General features: G+C 69.7%; 22 protein-coding genes. 17 read left to right on the top strand and 5 right to left on the bottom strand.

Features of this window, described 5'->3' with window-relative positions:
• Positions 1–51 precede the first annotated feature (51 nt).
• Entirely contained in the window at positions 52–1,236 is a 1,185-nt protein-coding gene (locus OHA21_RS26790; protein WP_328459323.1) for an RNA-guided endonuclease InsQ/TnpB family protein, read from the bottom strand.
• A gap of 121 nt (positions 1,237–1,357) precedes the next feature.
• Between OHA21_RS26790 and OHA21_RS26785 the strand changes: the two genes are divergently transcribed.
• Positions 1,358–2,116: a hypothetical protein gene (locus OHA21_RS26785; protein WP_328459321.1), complete on the top strand. Its 759-nt coding sequence runs from the start codon at positions 1,358–1,360 to the stop codon at positions 2,114–2,116.
• Positions 2,117–2,123: 7 nt separating this feature from the next.
• Here OHA21_RS26785 and OHA21_RS26780 read toward each other — a convergent pair whose 3' ends face one another.
• A complete protein-coding gene (locus tag OHA21_RS26780) occupies positions 2,124–2,816 on the bottom strand; it encodes a hypothetical protein (protein ID WP_328459319.1) in 693 nt (230 codons plus the stop codon).
• Between the two features lie 154 nt (positions 2,817–2,970).
• Here OHA21_RS26780 and OHA21_RS26775 point away from each other — a divergent pair, with 154 nt between their 5' ends.
• From OHA21_RS26775 to OHA21_RS26735, 9 genes are all read left to right on the top strand, one after another.
• Positions 2,971–4,272, top strand: coding sequence for an alpha/beta hydrolase (locus OHA21_RS26775; RefSeq protein ID WP_328459317.1), 1,302 nt, complete (start codon positions 2,971–2,973; stop codon positions 4,270–4,272).
• A gap of 74 nt (positions 4,273–4,346) precedes the next feature.
• Positions 4,347–4,994 carry a lytic transglycosylase domain-containing protein gene (locus OHA21_RS26770; RefSeq protein ID WP_328459315.1) on the top strand — a complete coding sequence of 216 codons (648 nt, stop codon included), beginning with the start codon at positions 4,347–4,349 and terminating at the stop codon, positions 4,992–4,994.
• Positions 4,995–5,042: 48 nt separating this feature from the next.
• Positions 5,043–7,394 carry a glycoside hydrolase family 65 protein gene (locus tag OHA21_RS26765; protein ID WP_328459313.1) on the top strand — a complete coding sequence of 784 codons (2,352 nt, stop codon included), beginning with the start codon at positions 5,043–5,045 and terminating at the stop codon, positions 7,392–7,394.
• Between the two features lie 10 nt (positions 7,395–7,404).
• Entirely contained in the window at positions 7,405–7,860 is a 456-nt protein-coding gene (locus OHA21_RS26760) for an Asp23/Gls24 family envelope stress response protein (RefSeq protein ID WP_328459311.1), read from the top strand.
• A gap of 270 nt (positions 7,861–8,130) precedes the next feature.
• Positions 8,131–8,595 (top strand): helix-turn-helix domain-containing protein, encoded by a 465-nt coding sequence (locus OHA21_RS26755; RefSeq protein ID WP_328459309.1) that lies wholly within the window; start codon positions 8,131–8,133, stop codon positions 8,593–8,595.
• Positions 8,596–8,597: 2 nt separating this feature from the next.
• On the top strand, positions 8,598–9,134 hold the full coding sequence (locus tag OHA21_RS26750; protein WP_328459307.1) for a hypothetical protein: 537 nt from the start codon (positions 8,598–8,600) through the stop codon (positions 9,132–9,134).
• A complete protein-coding gene (locus tag OHA21_RS26745) occupies positions 9,131–10,381 on the top strand; it encodes an MAB_1171c family putative transporter (protein WP_328459305.1) in 1,251 nt (416 codons plus the stop codon). Before OHA21_RS26750 ends, OHA21_RS26745 begins: the two co-directional genes overlap by 4 nt.
• 168 nt (positions 10,382–10,549) lie before the next feature.
• Positions 10,550–11,161 carry a phosphatase PAP2 family protein gene (locus OHA21_RS26740; RefSeq protein WP_328459303.1) on the top strand — a complete coding sequence of 204 codons (612 nt, stop codon included), beginning with the start codon at positions 10,550–10,552 and terminating at the stop codon, positions 11,159–11,161.
• 1,478 nt (positions 11,162–12,639) lie between these two features.
• A complete protein-coding gene (locus OHA21_RS26735) occupies positions 12,640–13,539 on the top strand; it encodes a hypothetical protein (protein WP_328459301.1) in 900 nt (299 codons plus the stop codon).
• 19 nt (positions 13,540–13,558) lie between these two features.
• On the opposite strand, the gene OHA21_RS26730 is transcribed toward OHA21_RS26735, so the two are convergent.
• Positions 13,559–15,310: a carboxypeptidase-like regulatory domain-containing protein gene (locus OHA21_RS26730; RefSeq protein ID WP_328459298.1), complete on the bottom strand. Its 1,752-nt coding sequence runs from the start codon at positions 15,308–15,310 to the stop codon at positions 13,559–13,561.
• A gap of 90 nt (positions 15,311–15,400) precedes the next feature.
• Between OHA21_RS26730 and OHA21_RS26725 the strand changes: the two genes are divergently transcribed.
• Both OHA21_RS26725 and OHA21_RS26720 read left to right on the top strand, forming a co-directional pair.
• On the top strand, positions 15,401–15,727 hold the full coding sequence (locus OHA21_RS26725) for a TraR/DksA family transcriptional regulator (RefSeq protein WP_328459296.1): 327 nt from the start codon (positions 15,401–15,403) through the stop codon (positions 15,725–15,727).
• Between the two features lie 50 nt (positions 15,728–15,777).
• A complete protein-coding gene (locus OHA21_RS26720; protein ID WP_328459294.1) occupies positions 15,778–16,572 on the top strand; it encodes an alpha/beta fold hydrolase in 795 nt (264 codons plus the stop codon).
• A 7-nt stretch (positions 16,573–16,579) separates the two neighbouring features.
• Here the strand turns inward: OHA21_RS26720 and OHA21_RS26715 are convergent, their stop codons facing one another.
• The gene (locus tag OHA21_RS26715) at positions 16,580–17,200 is read right to left on the bottom strand and encodes a pyridoxamine 5'-phosphate oxidase family protein (RefSeq protein ID WP_328459292.1); all 621 of its coding nucleotides are present in this window, start codon (positions 17,198–17,200) and stop codon (positions 16,580–16,582) included.
• Positions 17,201–17,342: 142 nt separating this feature from the next.
• On the opposite strand from OHA21_RS26715, the gene OHA21_RS26710 reads away from it, so the two are divergent.
• From OHA21_RS26710 to OHA21_RS26695, 4 genes are all read left to right on the top strand, one after another.
• Positions 17,343–18,452 carry a globin domain-containing protein gene (locus OHA21_RS26710; protein ID WP_328459290.1) on the top strand — a complete coding sequence of 370 codons (1,110 nt, stop codon included), beginning with the start codon at positions 17,343–17,345 and terminating at the stop codon, positions 18,450–18,452.
• A 139-nt stretch (positions 18,453–18,591) separates the two neighbouring features.
• A complete protein-coding gene (locus OHA21_RS26705) occupies positions 18,592–19,293 on the top strand; it encodes a transporter substrate-binding domain-containing protein (RefSeq protein ID WP_328459288.1) in 702 nt (233 codons plus the stop codon).
• A complete protein-coding gene (locus tag OHA21_RS26700; protein ID WP_328459286.1) occupies positions 19,290–20,240 on the top strand; it encodes a cation diffusion facilitator family transporter in 951 nt (316 codons plus the stop codon). Before OHA21_RS26705 ends, OHA21_RS26700 begins: the two co-directional genes overlap by 4 nt.
• Positions 20,241–20,296: 56 nt before the next feature.
• Positions 20,297–21,112, top strand: coding sequence for a poly(ethylene terephthalate) hydrolase family protein (locus tag OHA21_RS26695; protein WP_328459284.1), 816 nt, complete (start codon positions 20,297–20,299; stop codon positions 21,110–21,112).
• A gap of 351 nt (positions 21,113–21,463) precedes the next feature.
• On the opposite strand, the gene OHA21_RS26690 is transcribed toward OHA21_RS26695, so the two are convergent.
• Positions 21,464–21,976, bottom strand: coding sequence for a hemerythrin domain-containing protein (locus OHA21_RS26690; RefSeq protein ID WP_328459282.1), 513 nt, complete (start codon positions 21,974–21,976; stop codon positions 21,464–21,466).
• A 159-nt stretch (positions 21,977–22,135) separates the two neighbouring features.
• On the opposite strand from OHA21_RS26690, the gene OHA21_RS26685 reads away from it, so the two are divergent.
• Complete coding sequence (locus OHA21_RS26685) at positions 22,136–23,182, top strand: LCP family protein (protein ID WP_328459280.1); 1,047 nt, start codon at positions 22,136–22,138, stop codon at positions 23,180–23,182.
• Positions 23,183–23,359 lie beyond the last annotated feature (177 nt).

Here is a 23,359-nt window from a genome sequence, read left to right as displayed (position 1 = left end):
GGTGGTGCGCGTAATGGTGACTGCTCCCCGTCCTGAAGGACGGGGCTTCGCCTAAACCTTGACGGGTTCGGGCTGAGACGCCAGCCCGCGTCTCAATACGTTGATCGCGCCGACGATGTCGGCGTGGTCGGTGTAGCCGCAGCCCTGGCAGGTGAACTCGGCTTGGGTGCGGCGGTTCTGCTTCGCGGCGTGCCCGCACTCGGGGCAGGTCTGGGAGGTGTGAGCGGCTTTCACGGCAATCGTGGTCCGTCCGGCGCTTTCAGCCTTGGCGGTCAGGATTCGCAGGAACGCAGCCCAGCCCGCGTCCAGAATGCTCTTGTTCAGCCCGGACTTCTGGGCCACGTTGGTACCCGGCTGCGTCACTGTCCCGGACGCCGAGCGGGTCATGTTATCTACCCGCAGCTTCTCGTGGGCGATCACATCGTGTTCCCGCACCAGCTGGAGCGCGGTCTTGTGATGGAAATCGGCGCGCTGCCGGCGGATCCTGGTGTGGATCGCCGCGACCTTCGCCCGGGCCTTCGCCCGGTTATGGGAACCCCGCGTCTTGCGGGACAGGGCCTGCTGCGCGGCGGCCAGCTCACCGGCCATCGTCTTGACGAACCGGGGGTTCGGCTCGTGCCGGCCGTCGCTGGTGGTCAGAAACGATACGACACCCATGTCGATCCCGGCCTTGCTGCCGGTCTGCGGCAGTGTCAGGGCGGGCACGTCGTCGCACGACAGCACCACGTACAGGCGCTTGCCCGCACGTTTGAGCGTGATCGTCTTGACCCGGCCCTCGACCTTGCGATGCGCGCGGACTTTGACGTGCCCGATGCCTTGCAGATAGACCCGTACGTGATCGCTGTCCGGGGTGGAGTTCCACCGGCACGCGTCACCGTCTTTCGGCCACTGCACCGAATCGAACCGGCCGCGACCTTTGAACCGCGGATAGCCCGGCGCCTGCCCGGCTTTCACCCGGCGGAAGAAACCGTCGAACGCCTTGCTCAACCGCCGCAACGTCGCCTGCTGGCTGGAGAACGACCATCGGCCTTGTCCCTGCAGGTCGGCGCGGCGGATCTCCTTGAGCTGCCCGGACTGCTGCCCGTAGCGGATCGTCACGCCCGCCTTGCGATAAGCGGTCCGCCGTTCCTCCAGGGCCGCGTTATACAAGATCCGGTGGTCCTCGATGCAGGCGAGAGCCCGCTGCACCTGGCCCGAAGTGGGACGCAACAGGAACACGTATGCACGCCGCGCCACCTCGCCCACTCCCTTCCTGAGACGATCCCGGGCTTGAACCTAGCGGCCGGGTACGACAACGGCCCCTGGCATGCCCGGCGAGGATTCACCACCGCCCTGAAGGACGGCGTACCCTCCTCGCATGCCGATGGCGACCGATGCGGGACATGCCGGTCGCGCCAATGAGGATTTCGCCGGCGCTGTGCCGGCCGGTCTGGTCCTGGTCGACGGCGCGGGTGGGATCGCGGGCGCTGAGGCAGTCTGCCGGCACGGGGTGCGCTGGTACGCCACCCGCCTCGGCGGCGCGCTGCTGGGCGCCCTGGCCGACGACCGGAGTCTGCGTGACGTGCTCGCCGAGAGCATCGAGCGGGTCACCGGCGAACACCGTGGCACCTGCGACACGGCCAGCCCGATCAGCCCGTACGCGGCGGTGGCGATGCTCCGGTTCACCGAAGGGTTCGTCGAGCACCTGGTCCTGGGCGATGCCGTGGCGGTCATCGGAAGGGCAGGGGCTGAGCCGTTGGTCGCCCACGACCCGCGCGAGGTGGTGATCGCCCGATCCGTCGAAGCCCGGATGAGAAGCCATCCGGAGGATCGGCGGCGGCTGCTGGGGGAGTTGCGGGCCCTGCGCAACAGCCCCGGTGGCTACTGGGTCGCCAAGGACGATCCGCGGGCCGCGGACGAGGCGATCACCGGCGGCTGCCCGACCGGCGACGTGACCACGACCGCGCTGCTCAGCAACGGCGCGAGCCGGATCGTGGACACCTTCGGGCTCACCGACTGGGCGGGACTGCTGCACCTGCTGGACACCGAAGGACCCGCTGAGATCATCCGCAGGGTCCGCGAGGCCGAGGCCCGCGACGGCGTCGCCACCGACGATGCGACGATCATCTGCCGCTGAGCAATCCTCAGGCCAGCAGGTTCTCGCGCATCTCCTTGCCCGGGTTGATGGCGCCGACCGGCCGCGTGCCACTCGGGTCCAGGACTGTGATGCTGTTGTTGCGGCGCATCAGTTCGCGGACCGGGTTCGGCAGCGGCGGCGGGTTGCCCATCGCCGCCCGCAGGTCACGCGCGGTGGTGATCAGGCGCATGGCCAGCGTCGCCGCGTCGACGTCCACGCGGACCCGGCCGAACTCCCAGCCCGCGATCGTCAGATCCAGGATCTCGAAGAGGTGCGCGAGCAGCTGCTCCGGATCGGTGACCCGGACCACCTGCCGGGCCTCACCGCCGCCCAGCACCGACGCCGCCGCGCTGACGTGGACGTACGGATGCAGAGCGCACGGCAGCGCGAACAGCGGCCACTGCAGGTGGGTGCCGGCCGACTGCCACAGCGGCCGGTAGTTCGTCCGGTCGGTGGCCAGCCGCAGGTTCGCGGCCTGGTGATACATCTGCGCATACGCCGAGTCGGCGAACTCGCGCAGGACGACCACGGCCACCGGCAGGTCCTCGGCGAGCAGCTTGGCCACCGCCTCGGCCTGGTCGGCGAACGAGGCCTGGTTCTGGGCGCCGAAGTTCTGCCGGACCTCGGCGAGCAGGGCCTGCTGGCGGGCGGGGTCGTGCTCGACCGGTCGTTTGGCGGATCCGAACCGCAACCACCGCATGGAACGCCTCGCTTCAGAGAGGGCGGAGCAGACAAGAGAACCCGGCAATGCTAAGCGACCTTGTGCCGCGACGTGCGGACCGGCAGTATTCACACTGCTAGTGCAAAATGATCGCCGTCTATCGGGAGGGTCGATGGAGATTACCCGCCGAAGGTTGCTTGCATTGATATCCGGGGCCGCGCTCGCCGTGACCGGCCTTGCCGTACCGGCCGCCGCCGCTGCGCCGGAGCAGAGCAAGCCGAGCAGGGCGAGCGTGCGGCCGGTCGTCTTCATCCACGGCAGCGCCGGATCCGCGATGCAATTCCGTACGCAGGCCAAGCGCCTGGCCGGCAACGGCTACCCGATCGATCTGGTCGAGGCGCACGAGTACGACTCACCCAACATCGCCACGATCATCGCCGCGGTCTACGCCGACCTCGACGCCCGGATCGACCGCCTGCTCGCTGCCGCCGGCACCGAGCAGGTCGATCTGCTCGCGCACTCGCTCGGCACGTTCGTCACCCAGGGCTATCTGAACAGTTCACCCGCACGTGCGGCCCGGGTCGCCAACTACGTCAACCTCGACGGCCGTCCCGCGGCGGCTCTGCCCGGCGGTGTGCGTACCCTCGCGATCTGGGGTGAAGGCGACCCCGCGCGGGCGGTGGCCGGCGCGACCAATGTGTACTTCCCGGACCAGTCGCACACCCAGACGGTCTCCTCGACGGAGTCGTTCCAGGAGATCTTCCGGTTCCTGCAGGGGCGCGAGCCGCGTACCACCAAGATCGTGCCGCAAGCGCATGCCCAGGTCTCCGGCCGTGCCGTGCTGTTCCCCAGCAATGCCGGCGTGGGCGAAGCCGCGGTCGAGCTGTATCCGGTCAGCCCGCTCACCGGACGCCGCCTGACGAACCGCCCGGTCCGCGTGCAGACGGTGAAACCGGACGGATCGTTCGGGCCGGTGCCGGTGCTGCCGTTCGCGCGCTACGAGTTCGCCCTGGTCCGAACCGGGCAGGCCACCCACCACTTCTACTTCGAGCCGTTCGTGCGCTCGGACTCGTTCGTGCGGCTGGTCACCAGCCGGCCGGGGGAGGGCATCGGCGCGCTGGTCGACACCAGCGACCGGCACACCGCCCTGACCTTCCAGCGGCAGAAGGAATGGTGGGGCGCCGAGGGTGACGAACTCTGGGTCAACGGCACCAACATCCTGAACGGTGCGAACGCGCCGCGCGCGAAGCGGGTCATCGGAGTGTTCGCGTTCGACGACGGCAGTGACGGCGTGACCGACCTCACGGCGCCGTTGCCGGAGTTCTTCGCCGTAACCTTCATGACCGGAATGGACGTGTTCATCCCCGCCGCGCAGCAGCGTCCGGGCACCGTGCAGATCCTGGCAAGACAGCGTGGTGGCGGTTTCAGTGCAATGCCGGTGCCGAACTGGAAGTCCAGCGAGCATCGGGTGTCCATCGAGATCAACGATCATTGACAGCCGTGACGCCGGGCGCGAAAAATGCGCCCGGTGTCCTACACAACGACCCCGCCGCGACCGTCATACACAGCATGGTGAAGCTCGGTGTGCGGGTGGCTTCGGTGGCGCTGCTGGTGGCCGGCGCGGCCGCCGGGGTGTATCTCGGTGCGGCCCGCGACGTTCCGCAGCAGAACGTGACGGCGACGGCGATCGACGACGCTCTGCTCAAGGAACGGCACAACCGGCACATCGCCGCCCGGGCGTCGCGGACCGCGGCCGAGGGCCAGGCCGCCGCGAAAGCCGCCGCCCAGGTGAAGGTCGCGTCCGGCCAGGCCCGAGCGCTGGAGCAGAAACGCAAGCAGCTCGTGGCCGAGAAGAAGGCCGAGGAAGAGCGGGACGTGCCGTACACCGGCAAGATCCCGGAGTCGTGCGCCGAGTTCAAGGGCAACCGCGCCACCGGCTGCGCCCTGATGATCGACAAGGGCTTCGCGATCGCCGAGTTCGGCTGCCTCGAAGAGCTGTGGGATCACGAGAGCGGCTGGAACCACCGGGCCGAGAACCCGAACTCCGGCGCCTACGGCATCCCGCAGGCGTACCCCGGCAACAAGATGGCCTCCGCCGGCGCCGACTGGCGGACCAACGCGGCCACCCAGATCAAGTGGGGCCTCGGCTACATCAAGGGCCGCTACGACTCGCCGTGCGGCGCCTGGTCGCACTGGCAGGACAACCACTCCTATTAACAGCAAACTGCCAGTTTCTTCCGCCGGTTTCCGGCAATCCGTAACCGCATGATCGGTGAGGAGATCTGCCCGGCGGAGCCCTGGCAGGTACGCGAGACACGCCTGGACCCCGACCTGCTCGCCCAGACCGAATCGATCTTCGCGCTGTCCAACGGCTACCTCGGCCTGCGCGGCAACCTCGACGAGGGCGAGCCGCACGCCATCTCCGGCACTTACCTCAACTCCTACTTCGAACAGCGCCCGCTGCCCTACCCGGAGGGCGGCTTCGGCTACCCGCAGCACGGTCAGACCGTCGTCAACGTCACCGACGGCAAACTCTTCCGGCTCACCGTCGACGACGAGCAGTTCAACATCGGCGGCGGCGTCCTGCACGCCCACGAGCGCACCCTCGACCTGCGCGCCGGACTGCTGCGCCGCGACGTCGAATGGGAGTCGCCGGCCGGCCGCACGGTCCGGATCCGCAGCCGGCGCCTCGTCTCGTTCACCCAGCGGGCCGTCGCCGCCGTCTCCTACGAGGTCGAGGCCGTCGGCCACCAGGTGCGCATCACCCTGCAATCGGGCCTGGAGGCCGGCGAGGAGCAGGTCAAGGTCTCCGACGACCCGCGGGTCGCGGCCGCCCTGGAACATCCCGTGGAGGCGGTCGAGCAGGACACCGAGCAGCACGGGGCGGTGCTGCTGCACCGTACCCGCAACAGCCGCCTGCTGATGGCCGCCGGCATGGACCACCTGGTCGAAGCACCCGGCGACTACCAGGAGGAGACCGACGTGCGCGCCGATTGGGCGCGCACGACCGTGGTCACCGTTCTGCAGCCCGGCGAGCGGTTGCGCATCATCAAATTCCTGGGGTACGGGTGGAGCACCTCCCGCTCCACCGAAGCGCTGCGCGACCACATCGCCGCGGCGCTGACCGGCGCCCGCTACACCGGCTGGGACGGCCTGCTCCGCGAGCAGCGCGAATACCTCGACGACTTCTGGGACGCCGCCGACGTGGAGATCGACGGCGATCCGCAGTTGCAACAGGCCGTCCGGTTCGGGCTGTTCCACGTGTTGCAGGCCGGCGCGCGCACCGAACGGCGGGCAATCCCCGGCAAGGGCCTGACCGGTCCCGGCTACGACGGGCACGCGTTCTGGGACACCGAGGGTTATGTTCTGCCGCTGCTGACGTACGTCTGCCCGCAAGCCGCCGCCGACGCGCTGCGCTGGCGGCACTCGATCCTCAGCGACGCCCGCGACCGGGCCCGCACCCTCGGCCTGGACGGCGCCGCGTTCCCATGGCGCACGATCAGCGGCGACGAATGCTCCGCCTACTGGCCGGCCGGCACCGCCGCGCTGCACCTGAACGCCGTGATCGCCCGCGCCGTCGACCGGTTCCGGCTGGTCACCGGCGACAGCAGCCTGGAAGCCGAGTGCGGCCTGGAGATCCTGGTGGAGACCGCCCGGCTGTGGGTGTCGCACGGCCACCACGACGCCGACGGCGTCTGGCACATCGACGGCGTCACCGGCCCCGACGAGTACAGCGCCGTCGCCGACGACAACGTCTTCACCAACCTGATGGCCGCCAAGAACCTGCGGGCCGCCGCTGACGCCTGCGCCCGGCACCCCGACATCGCGAAGAGCCTCGGCGTGCGCCCCGACGAACCGGACCTCTGGCGGGCCTGCGCCCACGCCGTCCACATCCCCTACGACGAGCGGTTGGGCGTGCACCCGCAGTCTGAAGGCTTCACCCGCTACGCCGCCTGGGACTTCTCCGCCACCGACCCGGACAGGACGCTGCAGGAACAGGCCACCTACTTCCAGCTCTACCGCCGGCAGGTGGCCAAGCAGGCCGACCTGGTGCTGGCCATGCACTGGTGCCCGGAGACCTTCACCGAGGAGCAGAAGGCCCGCAACGTCGACTACTACGAGCGGATCACCGTCCGCGACTCGTCCCTGTCGGCCTGCACCCAGGCGGTGATGTGCGCCGAGGTCGGCCACCTGGAACTCGCCCACGACTACGCGTGGGAAGCGGCCATGGTGGACCTGCGCGACCTGCACGACAACACCCGCGACGGCCTGCACATCGCGTCGCTGGCCGGCGGCTGGACGGCGATCGTCGAGGGATTCGGCGGCCTGCGGGAACGCGACGAGGTGCTCGCCCTGGCACCCCGGCTGCCGGGCGGCATCGACCGGCTGCGGTTCCGGGTCCGGCACAGCGGCGTGCGCCTGCTGGTCGAGGCAGACCACGAGACGGTACGCGTGAGCCTGCGCGACGGCGACGCCAGACTGCCGATCGTCCTCTACGACGAGCCGGCCGAGGTGACCGCCCACGAACCGGTCGAACGCCCGGTCGCGAAGATCGAGCCGCTGCTGCCACCACCGCAGCAGGCACCCGGCTACGCACCCGCCCGCCAGGGCAAATAGTCTGCTGATCATGAACGACGAGGTCGAGTTCCACGCGGACCGTACGCAGGAGTTGTTCGTCCCCGCCGTGGTCCCGGCCGTGCCGCCGCAGCACGGCGGCGCCGAGGTGGTCGAGGCCGCCGCGTACCGGGGCGCCACGAAGTTCGAACGCGAGGTCGTCGAGAAGCTCGCGGCCGCCGCGGCCCGCTCGGTGCCCGGCGTGGTCGAGCTCGGCGGCGACGTGGCCCGCTTCTTCAACGCCGTGCTCGACAAGGTCGGCCTGGACAAGGTCGGCGACGCCACCCGCGGCGTGACAGCCAAGGTGGACGGCCTGGACGTGGAGATCACCGTGGTGCTGGTGCTGGCCGCCGGAGAGGTCGCCGCGCAGGTCACCGCCGAGGTCCGCCGCAAGGTCATCGAGGCGGTCGAGCACTACGGGCTGCACGTGAGCAACGTGGACGTCGAGGTCGACGACATCCGGCTGTAGGGGGAGAGCTCCCCTCCACCGGGGAGGCTCTGGCGATCGGCTTCACCGAGGGCGTGGCGCTGCGGGCGCCGCGCCGTCCCTCGTCCCCGTGATAAGGCCGACGCGCCGTACCTCCCCGATGGACATCGAGGAACCACACATCAATGTCAACTGATGAGGTTCCGGTACGCTACGTGCGCGTCGGATCAGTTGACAGCGATGGAAGCATACGCATGATCGCCGGATTCCTGTCAACTGACTGTGCACTTGGTTGACAGAGGGAGGGCGACGGTGAGCACCACATCAGGCGGTCGTCCGCTCACGAGCATGCAGGACCGGCTCAACTACCTGTTCGAGACCGTCCGGCCGGTGGGCAAACCCCGCTACTCGGTTCGCGAGGTGGCCGAGGCCATCAAACGCGACCAGAGCTTCGAGATCTCCGCGGCGTACATCAACTACATCTGCACCGGCGAACGGGAGAACCCCGGCGTGCAGCAGGTCCGCGCGCTCGCCCGGTTCTTCGGGGTGCCGGCCGCCTTCCTGCTCGGCGACGGCGACCCGGGTGCCGTCGCCCGTGAGCTCGAGCAGCTGCGCGCGGTCGTGCAGTTCAAGGAGAAACTGCAGGCCGCTGACGATGCCATGAACGATCCTGGCGTACGCGTCATCGCCTTGAAAGCCCGTGGCCTGTCGCCGTCGCACCTCAAACTGGTCTCCACCATGCTCGACCAGGTCCGCGAGATAGAGGGCCTGCCGTAGGCATGCGCGCCCGCGAGATCCGCCGCCACGAACAGCTCCTGCGCCGGCTGGACATCACCATCCCGGTGCCGTTCGACGCGCGCGCCTTCAGCGAGAACATCGCTGACAAACGCGGCCGGCCCATCCACATCCTGCCGATGGACACCAGCGACGCCACCGCACCCTGCGGCCTGTGGCTGGCCACCGGCAAAGCCGACTACATCGTCGTCGACAACCGCGCCCCCGCCGTGCTGCGCGAACACATCCTGCTGCACGAACTCGCCCACCTGCTCTGCGACCACCGCGGCCGGCTGCGCCTGGACGCCGCCGACCTCAGCTTCGACTTCCTCGACCCGGCCATGGTCGAACGCGTCCTCGGCCGCACCACCAGCTACCCCGACGACCAGGAACGCGAAGCCGAAGGCGTGGCCAGCGTGATCAGCCGCTTCGCCGCCAGCCGCTCCCCGGTGCCCCGGCCCCGTGACCCCGGCGACGTGCGCACCGCCGCTCTCGACCGGGTCAGCTCCGCCCTGGCCGCCGACCGGAGCTGGAAGAAGTGAGCGACTACACCCCGCTGCTCGCCGGCGCGGTCGCGTTCGCCGCCCTCATCCCGAAGACCACCCAGCTGCTGCGGGATCCGCGCAACCCCGGCCTGCGCGCCACCTGCGGTGTGCTGGCCAGCCTCGGTGTCGCCCAGGTCATCTCGTGCAAGCCCGTCTACCACGCGATCGGGCAGCTCAGCGGGGTCCCGAACCTCGGCCGCTATGTCATCCACCTGTGCGCGCTGATCGCCGCGGCCGCCGTACAGTCGCTGTTCCTGCACCTGGGCGACCCGGCAACCGCCCGGCGCCGGGCCGCCCACCGCTGGCTGCTGCTCGCCGTCGTCGCCGCCGTGATGGGCGCCGTCTTCCTGATCGCCGATTTCGCGGTGGAGGACGCGGAGCACTTCGCCGATCGGTACGCGGGCGCGCCCTGGATGCGCGAATACATGATCAGCTTCCTGGCGTATCTGGCGCTGGCCATGGTCGACATCATGCGGATGTCCCTTCGCTACTCCCGGCAGCTGCCCGCATCAGCCCTGCGCGCCGGGTTGCGCCTGCTCAGCACCGGCGCTCTGGTCGGGCTGATCTACGTCGTACACAAAGGCTTCTTCATCCTGGTGGTCTCCCTCGGCGGCGCCGTGCCGTGGTCGGAACGTCCGGTCTCGCGCGCCCTGATCGGCCTCGGCATCACCCTGGTCAGCGTCGGTCTGGTCCTCCCCACGATCGTCCGCACCGCCGGTGCCCTGCGCCAATGGCCCGGTCAGTACCGCCGTTACCGCGCCATGTATCCGCTGTGGCGGGCCTTGCACGACCTCGACAGCGGCGCCACCCTGCATCCGCCACGCCGTCGCCCGCCTCTGACCACCCTCGGCGTCGAAACCTACCGCCGGGTCATCGAGATCCTCGACGGCCTACGCAGCCACGACGGCTACCTGGACCCATCGGCCGGCGCCTCAGCCGCCGCCGCAGCCATCGCCGCAGGCCAGACCCCCGCATCAGCCCGGGCCGCCGGGGACGCCGCCAGCATCGCAGCAATGCTCAACTACTTGACGGGTACGCCGCCCGAGCGCCGCCGCCCCCCAACTTCCTCAGCCGGCCTCCCGCTCCTCGACGACTCCGACCTGGACGCCAGCGTCCAACACTTGGCGGCTGTCTCCCGCCTGCTTCCTGCCGCCTTGGCCCGCGCTGAGCAGGCCACCCCGGCCCGCGCCCAGCGGCAGACCCCCGACGACGACCCGCTCGCCCCGGCCCACCCCGCCCCATGACAACCTGCGCGCTCTCACCACCGGCCATTGGCGGTCTCACCCACTCCCGCCGCCGGCCCAGCGATCCGCCGGCCTCGCCCGCCGCCCTGCTCCCCGCCTCGCCCTCGCCCCGCTTCGTCCCCGCCGCCCACTGAAATTTGCCCGCCGCCCCCGCCAGCCTGGAATCCCATGACGACGCAGTCCTCTGAAACCCGCCCCGCCGACCGCCTCGCCCGGCTCCTCACCGAAATCCTCTCGCCCGCCGTGCTGGTAGCCACCGTCCTGATCGCCGTTGCCTGGCACGCTGCCGACACCGCACTGACCGCACTGTTCTGGGGCGTCATAGCGGCCGCCGCAGCCAGCTTCCTGCCGATCGCCTACATCCTTCACGGCGTCCGCCGAGGCGCCTGGACCGACCGCCACGTAGGCGTCCGCTCCCAGCGCACCCTGCCCCTGCTGGTATGCCTGGGCTCCACCGCCTCCGGCACGCTGGCCCTCTACGCCGCCGGCGCCCCTCGCGACCTGCTGGCCCTCATCGCCTGCATGGCCGCCGCCCTGGTGGTAGCCACCCCGATCACCCTGCTGGCCCGCTGGAAGATCTCCATCCACGCCCTGGTAGCGGCCGGCGTAGCAGTGACCTTCACCGTCGTCTTCGGTCCATGGCTGAGCTTCACCTGGCCCCTGGCCGCCGCCGTAGGCTGGTCCCGCATCCGCCTGGGAGACCACACCCCAGCCCAGGTCCTGGCCGGCGCCCTCGTAGGCGCCTGCGCCACAGGTTTGCTCTACCCCGAACTACGCTGACGATCATGACTGGACGCGGCGCGTCCACTCAGTTAACGTACGGTGAACGCCGTTGCGAGTTCTTCCCCCGTGGAATTCGCAGCGGCGTTGCTATTTCCACTACACGATGCGCGGCATGCATTACCGCGCTCACTTCCCGCCCGCGGGGAGTCACCGCAGTTGGGCCAACCCCGGCAACGGCCCCTGATCGCCGAGGTGACGGCCCGCCACCTTGGCACAGTCAGCCCACGCCACGCACACAGGAAATCGGCGGGATCACCCCAATAATCGCACGCGTCTCCGATCCCGGCGGTCCCCGTTTCCAGCTGCCGTCCCGCCGACACCACCGCACACGGCGACGATAAAATGCGGAAAACAATATGGCGTTTTTGATTGTCTGCACCTCGACCATCGCGCAGTAATTGCTGCGGACGGTGGCGTTCCCGGCAAGGTTGAGTAAAACAAAAACCACCATCCTGCAGCGACCCAAGTATCCAAGAAATGCCACAGTGAGTAGAACCGGGCCGGACCTGCCCTGGGAGGCCGACCGTGGCGGTCGAGCTGTGGAAGCGCCCGTTGCCTCACCGCGGCTTGTCGGTGCAGGGTTGGCTGCGTTTTTAGAGGCGATGGCGGCGCAGGGCGAGCCAGTCGCGTTTTGGTAGTTGGCAGCTGCGTTTTCTGTAGGTGATGGCTGCGGGCCAGGCTGGGGCGGTCGCGTTTCAGCAGTTGGCGGCTGCGCTTTGGAGGGAACGGCCTGATGCGCAGGGTGGGACTGCCGCGCTTTGGGAGATGACGGCTGCAGCGCGCGGCAGGGCGGCTTGGGTCCAGCAGGTGACGGCTGCGCGGGAAGAGGTAGTGGCTGCGGCGAGGTGTTTGCTCGTCGCGCGGCTGGAACCGGCGGTGGTGGCACGGTGGGGTGCGGAGGAAGGCTTTCGAGGGTGGGCGCCGGGGCAGCAGCGGATCGACTTTGTCGGAGGCGGCGGAGCTTTTCGGCGTGGCGGCGCTGTAGGCCCCATGCGCGATGCCGCTCATGCTCACGACGGAACTCGTCGCGGGCGGGTGAATGGTTTCTAGAAGCGGTTCTGTCGCGCATCGCCGCAATTTCTGCCCTGCCGAACAATGACGCCTGCCTCATGCATTAATTTTCCCGCTCCGCCGCTCTGAAGTGTAAGTAGAGGATCATGCCAACCTTCATTTTCTGGGCGCCGCTGGTCGCCATTAGTGGTTCAAAGGAAAAACCCTGGGGAAGGGCAGCGCCGAACAACTGATGGACGACGCGGCGGACCGGCAGTGCGGCATCGTGATGTGGGTGGGCATTGCGCGCTGCAGTATGGGTGGGCATTGCGCGATCGGTGCTGGGTGGGTAGCGCGCGCTGACTGGGTGCCACGGGCACGATGGCTTTCGGGTCCGCGCCGACGATCGTGGTGAACGCGTGGAGCAGGCAGGGCCGCCGAGCGGGAACGCGGCAGTGAGCATGGGGGTCGGCGATCATGTCACCATGTCGCCCGATCAGCGTTCCTCGATCACCACGCGCCGAGCGAGTGGTCGGCGGCGTTTGGCCAGGTGCCTCGGGTTCCGGGCGGGGGAGGTCGACGACCGTACCGTTGCTGGGCTTTTGGCTTATCACGCATTGATTGAGATTCGGTCTGCTGCCAGGAAGCCTGGTCGGCAACCGGGGAGGCCGGCCGGCGAGGCTCTTGAGTTGATCTCTTTCCTGGCTGATCTGGCGCACAACCTGCCACTCAACGCCGCGCCGAAAGAGCGCCCGGGGCACCTCACTCGCCGCGAGCGGGCGATGCAGGAACGGCCGATGAGCTGGACCTGGAACACCGCCGGGGACGAGGGCCGGCAGTGGATGCTGAGGCACATCGCCGCCGCGGACTATCAGTGGACGCCGCCGCCTCCGCTGCCAGCACCGCGCAAGGATGTCGCCGACTGGGACCTGCGGCGGCGGCTTCAAGTGCTGGCCGGCTGGCCGGTTCGCACGCCGCCAGGACGAAAGCCTCTGCCCAGGCAGGCCCGAGTCCTGAAGGCGCTGGATCGCGACCGAATGTACGCCCTGTTCGAGGAAGCCGGCCGCCGAAGGCTCGGGCTGGGTGGCGGTAGCCCCGAGCTGCGAGCCCATCTGGATCCCGGGGCCACGCACTATCTGTTCCCCGATCCGGCGGACTACTACTGGCCGGGCGACGACCGGCCATGGTGGCAGTGCCGGGTGCTGCTGCGGATGGTCGACGGCGAGCGGATCACCACCTCGCTGGCAGTGCTCCCGGAAACCTTCATCACGCTGCCGTCGAATGTCCCGCGGATGCGGCAACGCCGGCTCGCGCTGGAAGCTCGGATGCTGGAACGCGACTACTACCTCTGGGCGCGGGACCACAAGGACGGGGCCGCCGCATAGCCGCGACGGCCCCATCAGCTCACTTGTGCGTCAGGTTGAGCTTCTTCACCCCGGAAGCCGGGATGCCGACCTTGGTAGCAGTGCTGATGTCGGTCGCGCCGGCGTGCCACGTCTTGCCGTCGGTCCCGTCGTACAGATCCCAGAGGATCTTCACCTGCTGAGGGCCGATCAGCGACATTTCGTACGACGTCACGGCGTTGCCGTCGTCGTAGCCGTGGAAGACGCCGACCGGGTCGCCGGTGGCCGCGTTGTGCGCGATCAGCCGTACCTCCGGGGATCCCGGCTTGATGGTGCCGCGCAGCGTCGATCCCTTCGCCAGCTTGATGTCATAGGTGCTGCTGCCGCCCGCGGTGACCGGGATCTTGACGGCCTGGAAGCGGTTTCCCGCGTTCCCGGACCACTGATCGGGGTGGGTGTTGCTGCCCGAGAAGTTCAGCGGCCAGGCGTACGGCCCGAGCCCGCTGATCACGTAGCGACCGGAGGCGTCCGTGTTGACCCCGTCCCACTCGTGGAGCGAGCGGGCATGGTGGTGAACGCCGACACCCTTCAGCGGCGTGCCGTCGGCTCCGGTCACCACGCCGGTGATCGTGCCGGGCGGGTCGAGCAGCACGGTCGGCGTCTTCGCCGTCCTGCCCGGCTTGACGACGATCCGGGCCGCCTGCTTCTGGTCGCCCGTGCCGCCCGACTTGCCCAGCCACTGGTGACCGTAGGCGCGCGGGGCGATCACGAAGACCTCGTACGTCCCGGGCGCGACCGGCCGGTCGAGCTTCCCGGCGCCGTCGGCGGCCGTGCAGCCCTGGCTGAAGTTCCCCGGGCGCCCGATCGCCCGGATGAGGTAGCACGTGCGGTCGACCGGCTGCCCGGAAGCCCGGTCGGTGGCGTTGACCGCGATCTGACCACCGAAGACCAGCGGCACCGTAACCGTGGTGACCTCGTTGGCGGTCAGGGTGGCGGACAGACTCCGCTCGGCGAGGTAGTAGTCGGAGCCGCTCGGCACCACGTTGAAGCGGGCCTGGCCGGCCGACAGTCCGGTGACCGAGACAGCGTCGCCCGCGTCACTGCAGACCGCCTCCTCGAGGTCCCACGCCTCCACGCAGAAAGCGCCCACCGGCGCCCCGGTGACCGAGTCGACGGCCTTGACGAGCAGCGTCGTCTCCTGCGGCAGCGAACCGTTCACTGTGGTGGTCGTGCCGGCGGCCACGGTGGCCGTGTCCGGCAGGTGGTGAAGGCCGTTCCACTCGAACGCCACCTGATACTCGCCGGGCAGTGCTTCGCCGATGGAGTAGAAGCCGTTCTCGTCAGTGGTGGCGCCGACGATCGGCACGCCGTCCCGTCGCAGGGTGACCCATGCTCCGGGCACGGGACTGCCGTCCGCCTTGGTGATGTGGCCGTTCACGGCGCCGGGTGCCAGCAGCTGGTCGTCGACCCGTACGGTCTCGCCCTCGGCGACCGCGAAGATGTTCGCCGTGTCAGCGGTGACTCGCTGATGTGCCCACTGGGTGTGCGCGTTCCATTGGAACGAGACCCGGTAGGAGCCGGGCGAGACGCTGGCCGAGTAGGCGCCGCTCTCGTCGGTCTGCAGGTAGTTGGCACTCCCGTCGACGTTCTCGACGATCACGAAGACCGCGGCCGCCGGCTGGCCGGATGCATCGGTGACAGTGCCGGCGATGGCGGTGCCTTCGGCGGCGGCCGCGGGGGCGGTCAGCGCACCGGCGGCCAGGACACCGGACAGGATGGCGAGCCCGACCCGGGCTCGGAGTGATCTGCGCAAGGAATTGTCCTCAAGTCGGGGGCAGGAACGCATCGCACAAAGTAGACGATCATGCCGTGCGGCAGGGGGCACCCTCGTTAGGCTGCGGAGATGGTGCGGGATGAGCTGCTGCGACTACGGGCGAGCACGGAAGCCGAGGCGGCGATCCTGGCCCGCGATCTGGAAGCGCTGTTCGTGGCGTCGCGGGATTCCAATGCGGATGACGAACACGACCCGGAGGGCGCCACCATCGGTTTCGAGCGCGCCCAGCTGACCGCGCTGCTGGCCGCCGCACGGGAGCGGATCGCCGAGGTCGACGACGCGCTGCGCCGGGTCGACGCGGCCACCTACGGCATCTGCGAACGATGTGGACAGCCGATCGCCGAGGAGCGGCTCGTTGCGCGGCCGTTCGCCCGCTGCTGTGTGACGTGCGCCTGAGTCGCCCAACAGATCTGATGGGGGTCGATGCGGCGGCGTACTGTGCAGGCATGGCTACGGTCAGGGTGAATGGGGTCACCCTGTGCTATGAGGAGTACGGGGCGGGGCCGCCGATCCTGGGGATTCACGGGACCGGGAGTTCGGCGCGGCTGTGGGAGGGCGCGGTTCCGGAGCTGTCGGCGCGGGGGCGGCTGATTCTCTACGACCGGCGCGGCGGCGGGCGCAGCGAACGCGGGGCCGGGTCCGGGCGGACCGGGGTCGGGCAGCATGCCGATGATGCGTACGCGCTGCTGCGTGAACTGGATGCGCTGCCGGCCGTGATGGTGGGCCGCAGCTACGGCGGTGAGGTGGCGCTGGAACTGGCCCGGCGCTGCCCGTCGGTGGCGACCGCGCTGATCCTGCTGGAACCGGCCATCCCCGCGCTGTCGGCGTCGATGCGGCTGTGGTGGCGGGCGGTGACCGGCCGGATCAATCACATCGCCCGGGCGGACGGGCCGGGTGTCGCGGCCGAGTGTTTCGCCCGGGAGATGCTGGGCGACGACGGCTGGAAGGAACTGCCGGCCGAGATCCACGAGCTGTTCCGCAGCAACGGGCCGGCCGTGCTCGCCGAGATCAACGGTGACTGGACGGTCCCGGATGCCGCGAGTCTGGCCGGGCTGACCCTGCCCACGCTGCTGATCTCGGCGGATGACTCGCCGGCGGCGTTCCGGGCGGCCGACCGCGCGCTGGCCGAGATCCTGCCGCGGGTCCGCCACGAGCGGGTGCCCGGCGGCCACCTGGTCGACCCGGCAGGACCGGCGGTGCTGGCGTTCCTGGACGACGTCTTGACGACGACGACATCCTGAAGACGACCTACCGGTGACGCCATAGCTGACGCAGCAGCAGATGCAGGGCCGCACGGCGGGCCCGGGGCGCCGGCACCGCCGGGCGGGCCCGGGCGACCGAGAAGAAATCGGATCGGCGCGACAGCGGGCGTGGGCGGTCGGTGACCGGCTGCAGGTGGGGGATGTTCTTGGCGCAATGGATGTACGCCTCCTCGACCTCGACGACCACCCACTGCTCGACACGGCGTCCCGGTGTGGCAGCGACGTCCGGCAGCGCGGAGGCCAGCGACGCCCGGCCGTTGACGTGCAGGCCGATCACCTCGTCGAGGAAGTCGACGAAGAGCAGACCGGCGTGCGGGTTCTCCAGGATGTTGCCGCGGCTGGCCAGCACGCCGTTGCCGCGGTACTCCGGCCAGGCCAGCCGGTGGGCGTCCAGGACGGTGACGAAACCGGGCGGCCCGGAACGCAACGTGCTGTCGCAGGCGCCGTTCCCGTCGCTGGTGGCCAGGAACATCATCCGCTGGCGGCCGATGAACTCGCGCATCGGCTCGTTCAGGTGGTCCAGCATCTGCCGGCGGTAGAAGCGTTCGGCGCGCGGGCGGGTGCCGAGGGTTTCCTGGAGCATGCGCTCGCCCTGGGAGGTGGTCAACGGGAGTCCTTTCCGGCCGGGTCCCACAGGTTCGCCCGTTATGACTGAGTGCCCGTCGCACACGGTGTGCGGCGGCACCCGGCGGGGGCGGCGACGCTGATCAGCGTCGACCGATGCCGTGACCGACCGCCGGGGAAGGGCGATGGCTGACCTGACGAACGTGCTCAAGGAGAGCTGGAGCCTGGTCGAGGACCGCAGCGACCGGGTAGTGGAGCATTTCTACGCGCGGCTGTTCCTGGCCTACCCGCATCTGCGCGAGATGTTCCCGGTGCAGATGCAGGTGCAACGCGACCGGCTGCTGGCCGCGATCGTCGCGGCCGTGCGGATGTGTGACGACCCGGTACGCCTCGACGAGCACCTGCGCTCCCTCGGGCGGGACCACCGCAAGTACGACGTGCGGCCGGAACACTACGCCCAGGTCAAGGTGTGTCTGCTCGACGCGATCCGGACCCACGCCGGCGAGCGGTGGAACGACGTCTACGAGCAGGTCTGGAGCGACGTCTACGACCTGATGGCGGAGAAGATGATCGCGGGCGCGGCCGAGGACGACGAGCCGCCGTACTGGGATGCGCAGGTGCTCAGCCACGAGCGGCGCGGCGCCGACATCGCGGTGTTCACCTGCCGGCCGCGGCAGCCGTTCACGTTCCGCGCCGGGCAGTACGTCAGCCTGGAGTGCGCGTACAAGCCGCGGATGTGGCGCACCTATTCGATCGCGAACAGTCCGCAGCCGGACGGCACCCTGGAGTTCCACGTGCGGGCGGCCGAGGCCGGGTGGGTGTCCAGCGCGCTGGTGCGCCGGCTGCGCGCCGGGGACACGGTACGCCTGGCCGCTCCGATGGGCTCGATGACGCTGGACACCGCGTCGCGCCGCGACGTCGTGCTGGTCACCGGCGGCACCGGGCTGGCCCCGGCGAAGGCGCTGCTCGGTGAGCTGGTGAAGTACAACCGGACCCGCTGGGTGCACCTGTTCCGCGGCGAGCGGCGCAGCGACGGCTTCTACGACCAGGAGAACCTGGACCGGATCGCCGAACGGTACCCGTGGCTGAGCATCGTGCGGGCGGTCAGCGACGAGCCGGGCTTCCGGGGGGAGCAGGGCAAGATCCACGACGTGCTGTCCCGGCACGGCCCGTGGCGCGACCACGACTTCTACGTCTCCGGGGCCGCGCCGATGGTGCGGGCCACCCTGAGCCGGCTCGCCGAGATGAGCATCCCGTCCACCCGCATCCGGTACGACGCGTTCACCGACAGCTGAGCGGCAGCCCTGCTCAAGCCCGGCGGCCGCGCTGCGGCCCGGCATGGCAGTTGCTCGCGTCCCGCAAGCGGCGGTGAGTCGCATACGCGTACCCGGAATGGTTGTGGCAGCCTTTGACCTCGGGGGTTTGGGAGGCGGGATGCGCAGGATCGTCGCGGCCCTGGCCGCGGTGTTGTGGCTGCTGGGCGGGTGCGGCTGGCCGCGCGACACCGGGCAGACGCTGGCCGACGTGCGTGGCGGGGTGCTGCGGGTGGGTGTCGCGGAGAACGAGCCGTGGACCCGGACCACCGATTCCGGTGAGCCGGCCGGGGCCGAGGTTGCGCTGGTCAAGCGGCTGGCGCAGCGGTTGGAGGCGCGTGTCGAATGGTATCCGGGCTCGGAGTCCGCGCTGATGCCGGCGCTGAAGGACCGGGTCCTCGATCTGGTGATCGGCGGGCTGGACGCGAAGTCGCCGTGGATCGAGCAGGCGTCGCTGACCAGGCCTTATGTCACGATGCGCACGCTGGTGGCGGCACCGGCCGGCACCACGGTCCCGGACGACCTCGCCGGGGTACGCGTGGCCGTGCAGGCCGGCACCGCCGAGGTGGCCGTGATGACGGCCGAGGACGCGCAGGTCGTCGCCGTTCCCGAGATAACCGGCAAGGAGGGTTTACCGGTGGTGGTCGGCGAGTGGCGCGTCGCTGAGCTCGGGTTACGCGAGACCGGCCATGAGACCGGCTCGGCCGACCACGTGTGGGCGGTGCCGCCGGGGGAGAACGGCTGGCAGGTCGAGGTCGAGCGGTTCCTGCTCTCGTTGCGGCACGAGGACGTGACCGCGCTGCTGGCGGAGGCGGAGAAGTGAAGCCCTACGACCGGTTCGAGCTGCCGCCGGACAAGGCCGCCCTGCACCGCAAAGCTGTCCGCCTGGAGTGGTGGACGATCGTGTTCTTCCTGGTCGCGGTCGGTCTGCTCGCGGTGACGCTGGGGCAGTCGCAGGCGATGAAGGCGGCCTGGATCGAGGACATGCTCGGCCTGGTCCCGCCCGCCGCGTTCCTGATCGCCGCCCGCTACCGCGACCGGCGGCCCACCGAACGGTTCCCGTACGGCTACCACCGCTCGGTCAGCGTCGCGTTCCTGGCCGGCTCGGTCGCGCTGCTCGGCCTCGGCGCCTACGTCGTCTACGACTCGGCGATGCGGCTGCTCGCCCGGGAACGCGCGCCGATCGGGCTGGTCGAGGTGTTCGGGCAGACGTTCTGGCTGGGCTGGCTGATGATCGCGGTGCTGTTCGCCACCATGGTCCCGGCGATCCTGCTCGGCCGGATCAAGCAGCGCATCGCGCGGGACCTCCACGACAAGGTGCTGTTCGCCGACGCCGAGATGAACCGGGCCGACTGGCTGACCGCCGGCGCGGCCATCCTCGGCGTGCTCGGCATCGGTGCCGGGCTGTGGTGGGCGGACGCTGTCGCGGCGCTGGTCATCGGCGGTGACATCGTGCGCGACGGTGTGCGCACGACCCGCGGGGCGGTGGCCGACCTGATGGACGACCGGCCGCGGGTGGTGGACGGCAGCCGGCCGCATCCGCTGCCGGACCAGCTGCTCGCCGCGGTCCGCGACCACGACTGGATCGCCGACGCCTGGCTGCGGCTGCGCGACGAGGGGCACGTGTTCGTCGGGGAGTTGCTGGTGGTGCCGCGGCCGGACACCGACTGCCTGGTGCAGCGGCTGGCCACCCTCGAGGAGTTCGTCCGCTCCTTCGACTGGCGGATGCACGACCTGGTGATCGCGCCGGTGGCTCACATCGAGCGCTGACGGCACCGGCGATTTCGCCGATTCGCGAGGGCAATACATCGACGACTGTCTCTGTGATGAGACGACTTCTCGTGCTTCTGCTGATCGTCACCGCCGGGCTGTCCGTCGCGAGTCCGGCTCAGGCCGCGCCGGGCGGCTCCGGCCCCTATGCCGCCGACTACGAGACCACCATCCGCCTCTACAACCACACCATCTACCGCCCCGACACGCTCCCGGCCGGGCTGCTGCCGATCGTCGTCTGGGGCAACGGCGCCTGCCGCGCCGACGGCACCTGGTTCGAGAACATCCTCAAGGAGTTCGCCTCGCACGGCTTCCTGGTGATCGCCAACGGCCGGCCCGGCGGCACCGGCAGCACCGACGCCGACATGCTCATCGACGCCATCGACTGGGCGATCGCCGAGAACACGCGGCTCGCTTCCCGTTACCGCGGCAAGATCGACACCACCAAGGTGGCGGTGATGGGACAGTCCTGCGGCGGTCTGGAAGCCGTCGAAGCCAGCGCCGACAGCCGCGTCGACACCTCGGTGTTCTGGAACAGCGGCCTGCTCAGCGACCGCAACAACGCCCAGCTCACCCGGCTGCACGCCCCGGTCGCCTACTTCACCGGCGGGCCGGACGACATCGCGTACCCCAACGCTGTCGACGACTACGGCCGCCTGCCCGCCGGACTGCCCGCCTTCCTCGGGCACCTGCCGGTCGGTCACTACGGCACGTTCGCCGAGACCAACGGCGGCGAGTACGGCCGAGTCGGCTCCGCCTGGCTGAGGTGGCAGCTCAAGGGCGACCAGAGCGCCCGTGCCCTCTTCACCGGCCCGAACTGCGGATTGTGCTCCGGCACCCGCTGGACGGTCACCAGCAAGAACCTGGCCTGATCAACTTCGGGGGCGGCTCGCCGATTAGGCGGGCCGCCGTCGGGAAATGTTCATCATGAAGGCCAACCGACACGGGAGGGCGACCGGTGAACTGGCTGGAATTCGCGATACTGCACGCGGACGATACCTGCACCGTCGAGGTCGCGGCGGTCAAGGGCACCCGAGGGTACGCGCCACCCGTACCGGTCGGCCCCTGCATGGTCGCCGACGGCATCGTCTTCTGCCCGCCCGACACGGTCGCCCCGCCCGGCTCGCTGATCACCCTGCCCGACGGCGGCACCGCCCGCGTCGCCGACGTGCACTACCTGGACCCTCAGGGCACCCGCCTGCCCGAACACCTGCAGCTCGACCTCAGTCGTCGTGCAGCAGGAACGCCGGCCGCTGCTCCCGCCACTCGGGCACGGACATGCCGTTCAGTGCGGCGATCAGTCTCTTCTCCTCGTAGATGAAGTGCGTCTGCAGCACCGCCGACAACGCCTCCAGCTCCGCGCGCACCGCGGCCTCCGCCGCCGGATCCGGCTGCTCCGGCAGTCCGTCGAGCAGCTTGCGCAGATTCCCGAGCAGCCACTCGATTTGATTGTGATCAGTCCGCAGCTCGGTGAGCACCGGCCGTAACTCGGGGAACTCCTCGGCGATCGCCGGGAACGCGCCACGGTCCTCGCCGGTGTGATGCCGGGTCAGCGCGGAACAGAACGCCAGGCAGTGCGCCCGCAGATCAGTGGCCGGCAGCCCTCGCCCGGCGAAATAGCCGTCCAGGCCGTTGGCCAGATCGTCCAGCAGATCCCGCAGCCAGACGTGCACCTCGATCAACTGATGACCGAACGCGGTCAGGCGTCGGTGTGCTTCATGTTCGGCGCTTTTCATCGGTACGAGTATCGGACAGTCCTTCGCTACCGCGCGACCACCTGCAACACCGGGTCGCCCGGCGGCCGCCGGGCTTGAGCAGATGGTCGATCAACCCTCACCGACCGACCGAACCGTGTAATCATCGCTTATCGGTCGCAAACGGGAGGTAACCCTCAAGTGGACAGATCTGCGAAACGCCGTACCCCGCTGTGGGCCCGGCTCAGCATCGCCGCCGGCTGCCTCCTGCTGGCTCCCGTCGCCGTGCCCGCGGCGGTCGTGCTGGCCTCGCCGACGGCCGCCGTCGCCGGCCCGCTGAACTTCCTGCTGGTCGGCATCGACCCGCGCGGATCGCACACCATCCCGCTCGCCGACACCATCCTGGTGGCGCACATCCCCGCGGACCGGCACACCACCTACCTCTTCTCCCTGCCCCGCGACCTGGTCGTGCAGATCCCCGCCTTCGCCCCCACCGGCACCCCCGCCCAAACCGCCAAAATCAACGCCGCGATGGCCCTGGGCAGCCCGGTCGCAGGCGGCAACCCCAGCCCCGCCCAGGGCTACACACTGCTCTCCCGGACCGTCCGCAACGTCACCGGAATCCCGAAGTTCGACGCCGGCGCCATCATCAACTTCGGCGGCTTCCAGAAGGTCGTCGCCGCGATGGGCGGCGTCAAACTGGCCATCGACCAGGACGTCCCCTCCGAACACCGCAAGCCGGACGGCACCCCACGCGACCGCCTGCCCTCGTGCCAGGCCGGCCAGAAATGCCTGCGCCCGTACACCGGCCCGCAGATGCTGTATCCCAAGAGCGACAAACCGATGCGCCTCAACGCCTGGCAGTCCCTGGACTTCGTCCGCCAGCGCTACGGCCTACCCCGCGGCGACTACGACCGCCAGCGCCACCAGCGCCAGTTCCTCACCGCGGTGACCCGCAAGATCCGCAGCAACCCCGCGAAGCTGCTCCCGGTGATGGCCGCCGCCGGCGATTCCCTCACGGTGGTCGGCGGAGGCCATTCCGTAGCCGAATGGCTGCGACAGCTGAAGAACCTGAGCATCAAGGACCTGACCACCCTGGACCTGCCCGGCGCCCCATTGTTCGAGGCCGGCACCTACCGAGGCGAACAGTTCCCCGCCGAGGTGCAGACTTTTTTCACCGCCGTAGCCGAAGACCGGGTGGCCCCGTTCCTCCTGGCCAACCCCAACCTCGTCCAGGTCGACCGCTGACGCCCTCGCCGCCGCCCGCAGTGGTGATCGACATCCGCGCCCGCCTGGTCTTTCCTCAGCCCACCCGCGGACCTCTTCCAAGATCAAGCCAACCCGCCGGCCGCCCGGCTGGCGCTCAAGCATCTAATTGCGGCCGCATTCGATGCATGAGTGCCAGCCGAGGGGCGCCGGCTGGCC

The sequence above is a fragment of the Actinoplanes sp. NBC_00393 genome, from assembly GCF_036053395.1.
Taxonomy (GTDB): Bacteria; Actinomycetota; Actinomycetes; order Mycobacteriales; family Micromonosporaceae; genus Actinoplanes.
The sequence above is the reverse complement of the archived record's forward strand: the minus strand, read 5'-3'. Positions and strand labels throughout refer to the sequence as shown.

Excerpts from the sequence above, each read along its gene's own strand:
- OHA21_RS26785 (WP_328459321.1), top strand. The coding sequence starts at position 1,358 with ATGCCGATGGCGACCGATGCGGGACATGCCGGTCGCGCCAATGAGGAT.
- OHA21_RS26780 (WP_328459319.1), bottom strand. The coding sequence starts at position 2,816 with ATGCGGTGGTTGCGGTTCGGATCCGCCAAACGACCGGTCGAGCACGAC.
- OHA21_RS26770 (WP_328459315.1), top strand. The coding sequence starts at position 4,347 with ATGGTGAAGCTCGGTGTGCGGGTGGCTTCGGTGGCGCTGCTGGTGGCC.
- OHA21_RS26765 (WP_328459313.1), top strand. The coding sequence starts at position 5,043 with ATGATCGGTGAGGAGATCTGCCCGGCGGAGCCCTGGCAGGTACGCGAG.
- OHA21_RS26760 (WP_328459311.1), top strand. The coding sequence starts at position 7,405 with ATGAACGACGAGGTCGAGTTCCACGCGGACCGTACGCAGGAGTTGTTC.
- OHA21_RS26750 (WP_328459307.1), top strand. The coding sequence starts at position 8,598 with ATGCGCGCCCGCGAGATCCGCCGCCACGAACAGCTCCTGCGCCGGCTG.
- OHA21_RS26740 (WP_328459303.1), top strand. The coding sequence starts at position 10,550 with ATGACGACGCAGTCCTCTGAAACCCGCCCCGCCGACCGCCTCGCCCGG.
- OHA21_RS26735 (WP_328459301.1), top strand. The coding sequence starts at position 12,640 with ATGTCGCCCGATCAGCGTTCCTCGATCACCACGCGCCGAGCGAGTGGT.
- OHA21_RS26725 (WP_328459296.1), top strand. The coding sequence starts at position 15,401 with ATGGTGCGGGATGAGCTGCTGCGACTACGGGCGAGCACGGAAGCCGAG.
- OHA21_RS26720 (WP_328459294.1), top strand. The coding sequence starts at position 15,778 with ATGGCTACGGTCAGGGTGAATGGGGTCACCCTGTGCTATGAGGAGTAC.
- OHA21_RS26710 (WP_328459290.1), top strand. The coding sequence starts at position 17,343 with ATGGCTGACCTGACGAACGTGCTCAAGGAGAGCTGGAGCCTGGTCGAG.
- OHA21_RS26705 (WP_328459288.1), top strand. The coding sequence starts at position 18,592 with ATGCGCAGGATCGTCGCGGCCCTGGCCGCGGTGTTGTGGCTGCTGGGC.
- OHA21_RS26695 (WP_328459284.1), top strand. The coding sequence starts at position 20,297 with ATGAGACGACTTCTCGTGCTTCTGCTGATCGTCACCGCCGGGCTGTCC.
- OHA21_RS26690 (WP_328459282.1), bottom strand. The coding sequence starts at position 21,976 with ATGAAAAGCGCCGAACATGAAGCACACCGACGCCTGACCGCGTTCGGT.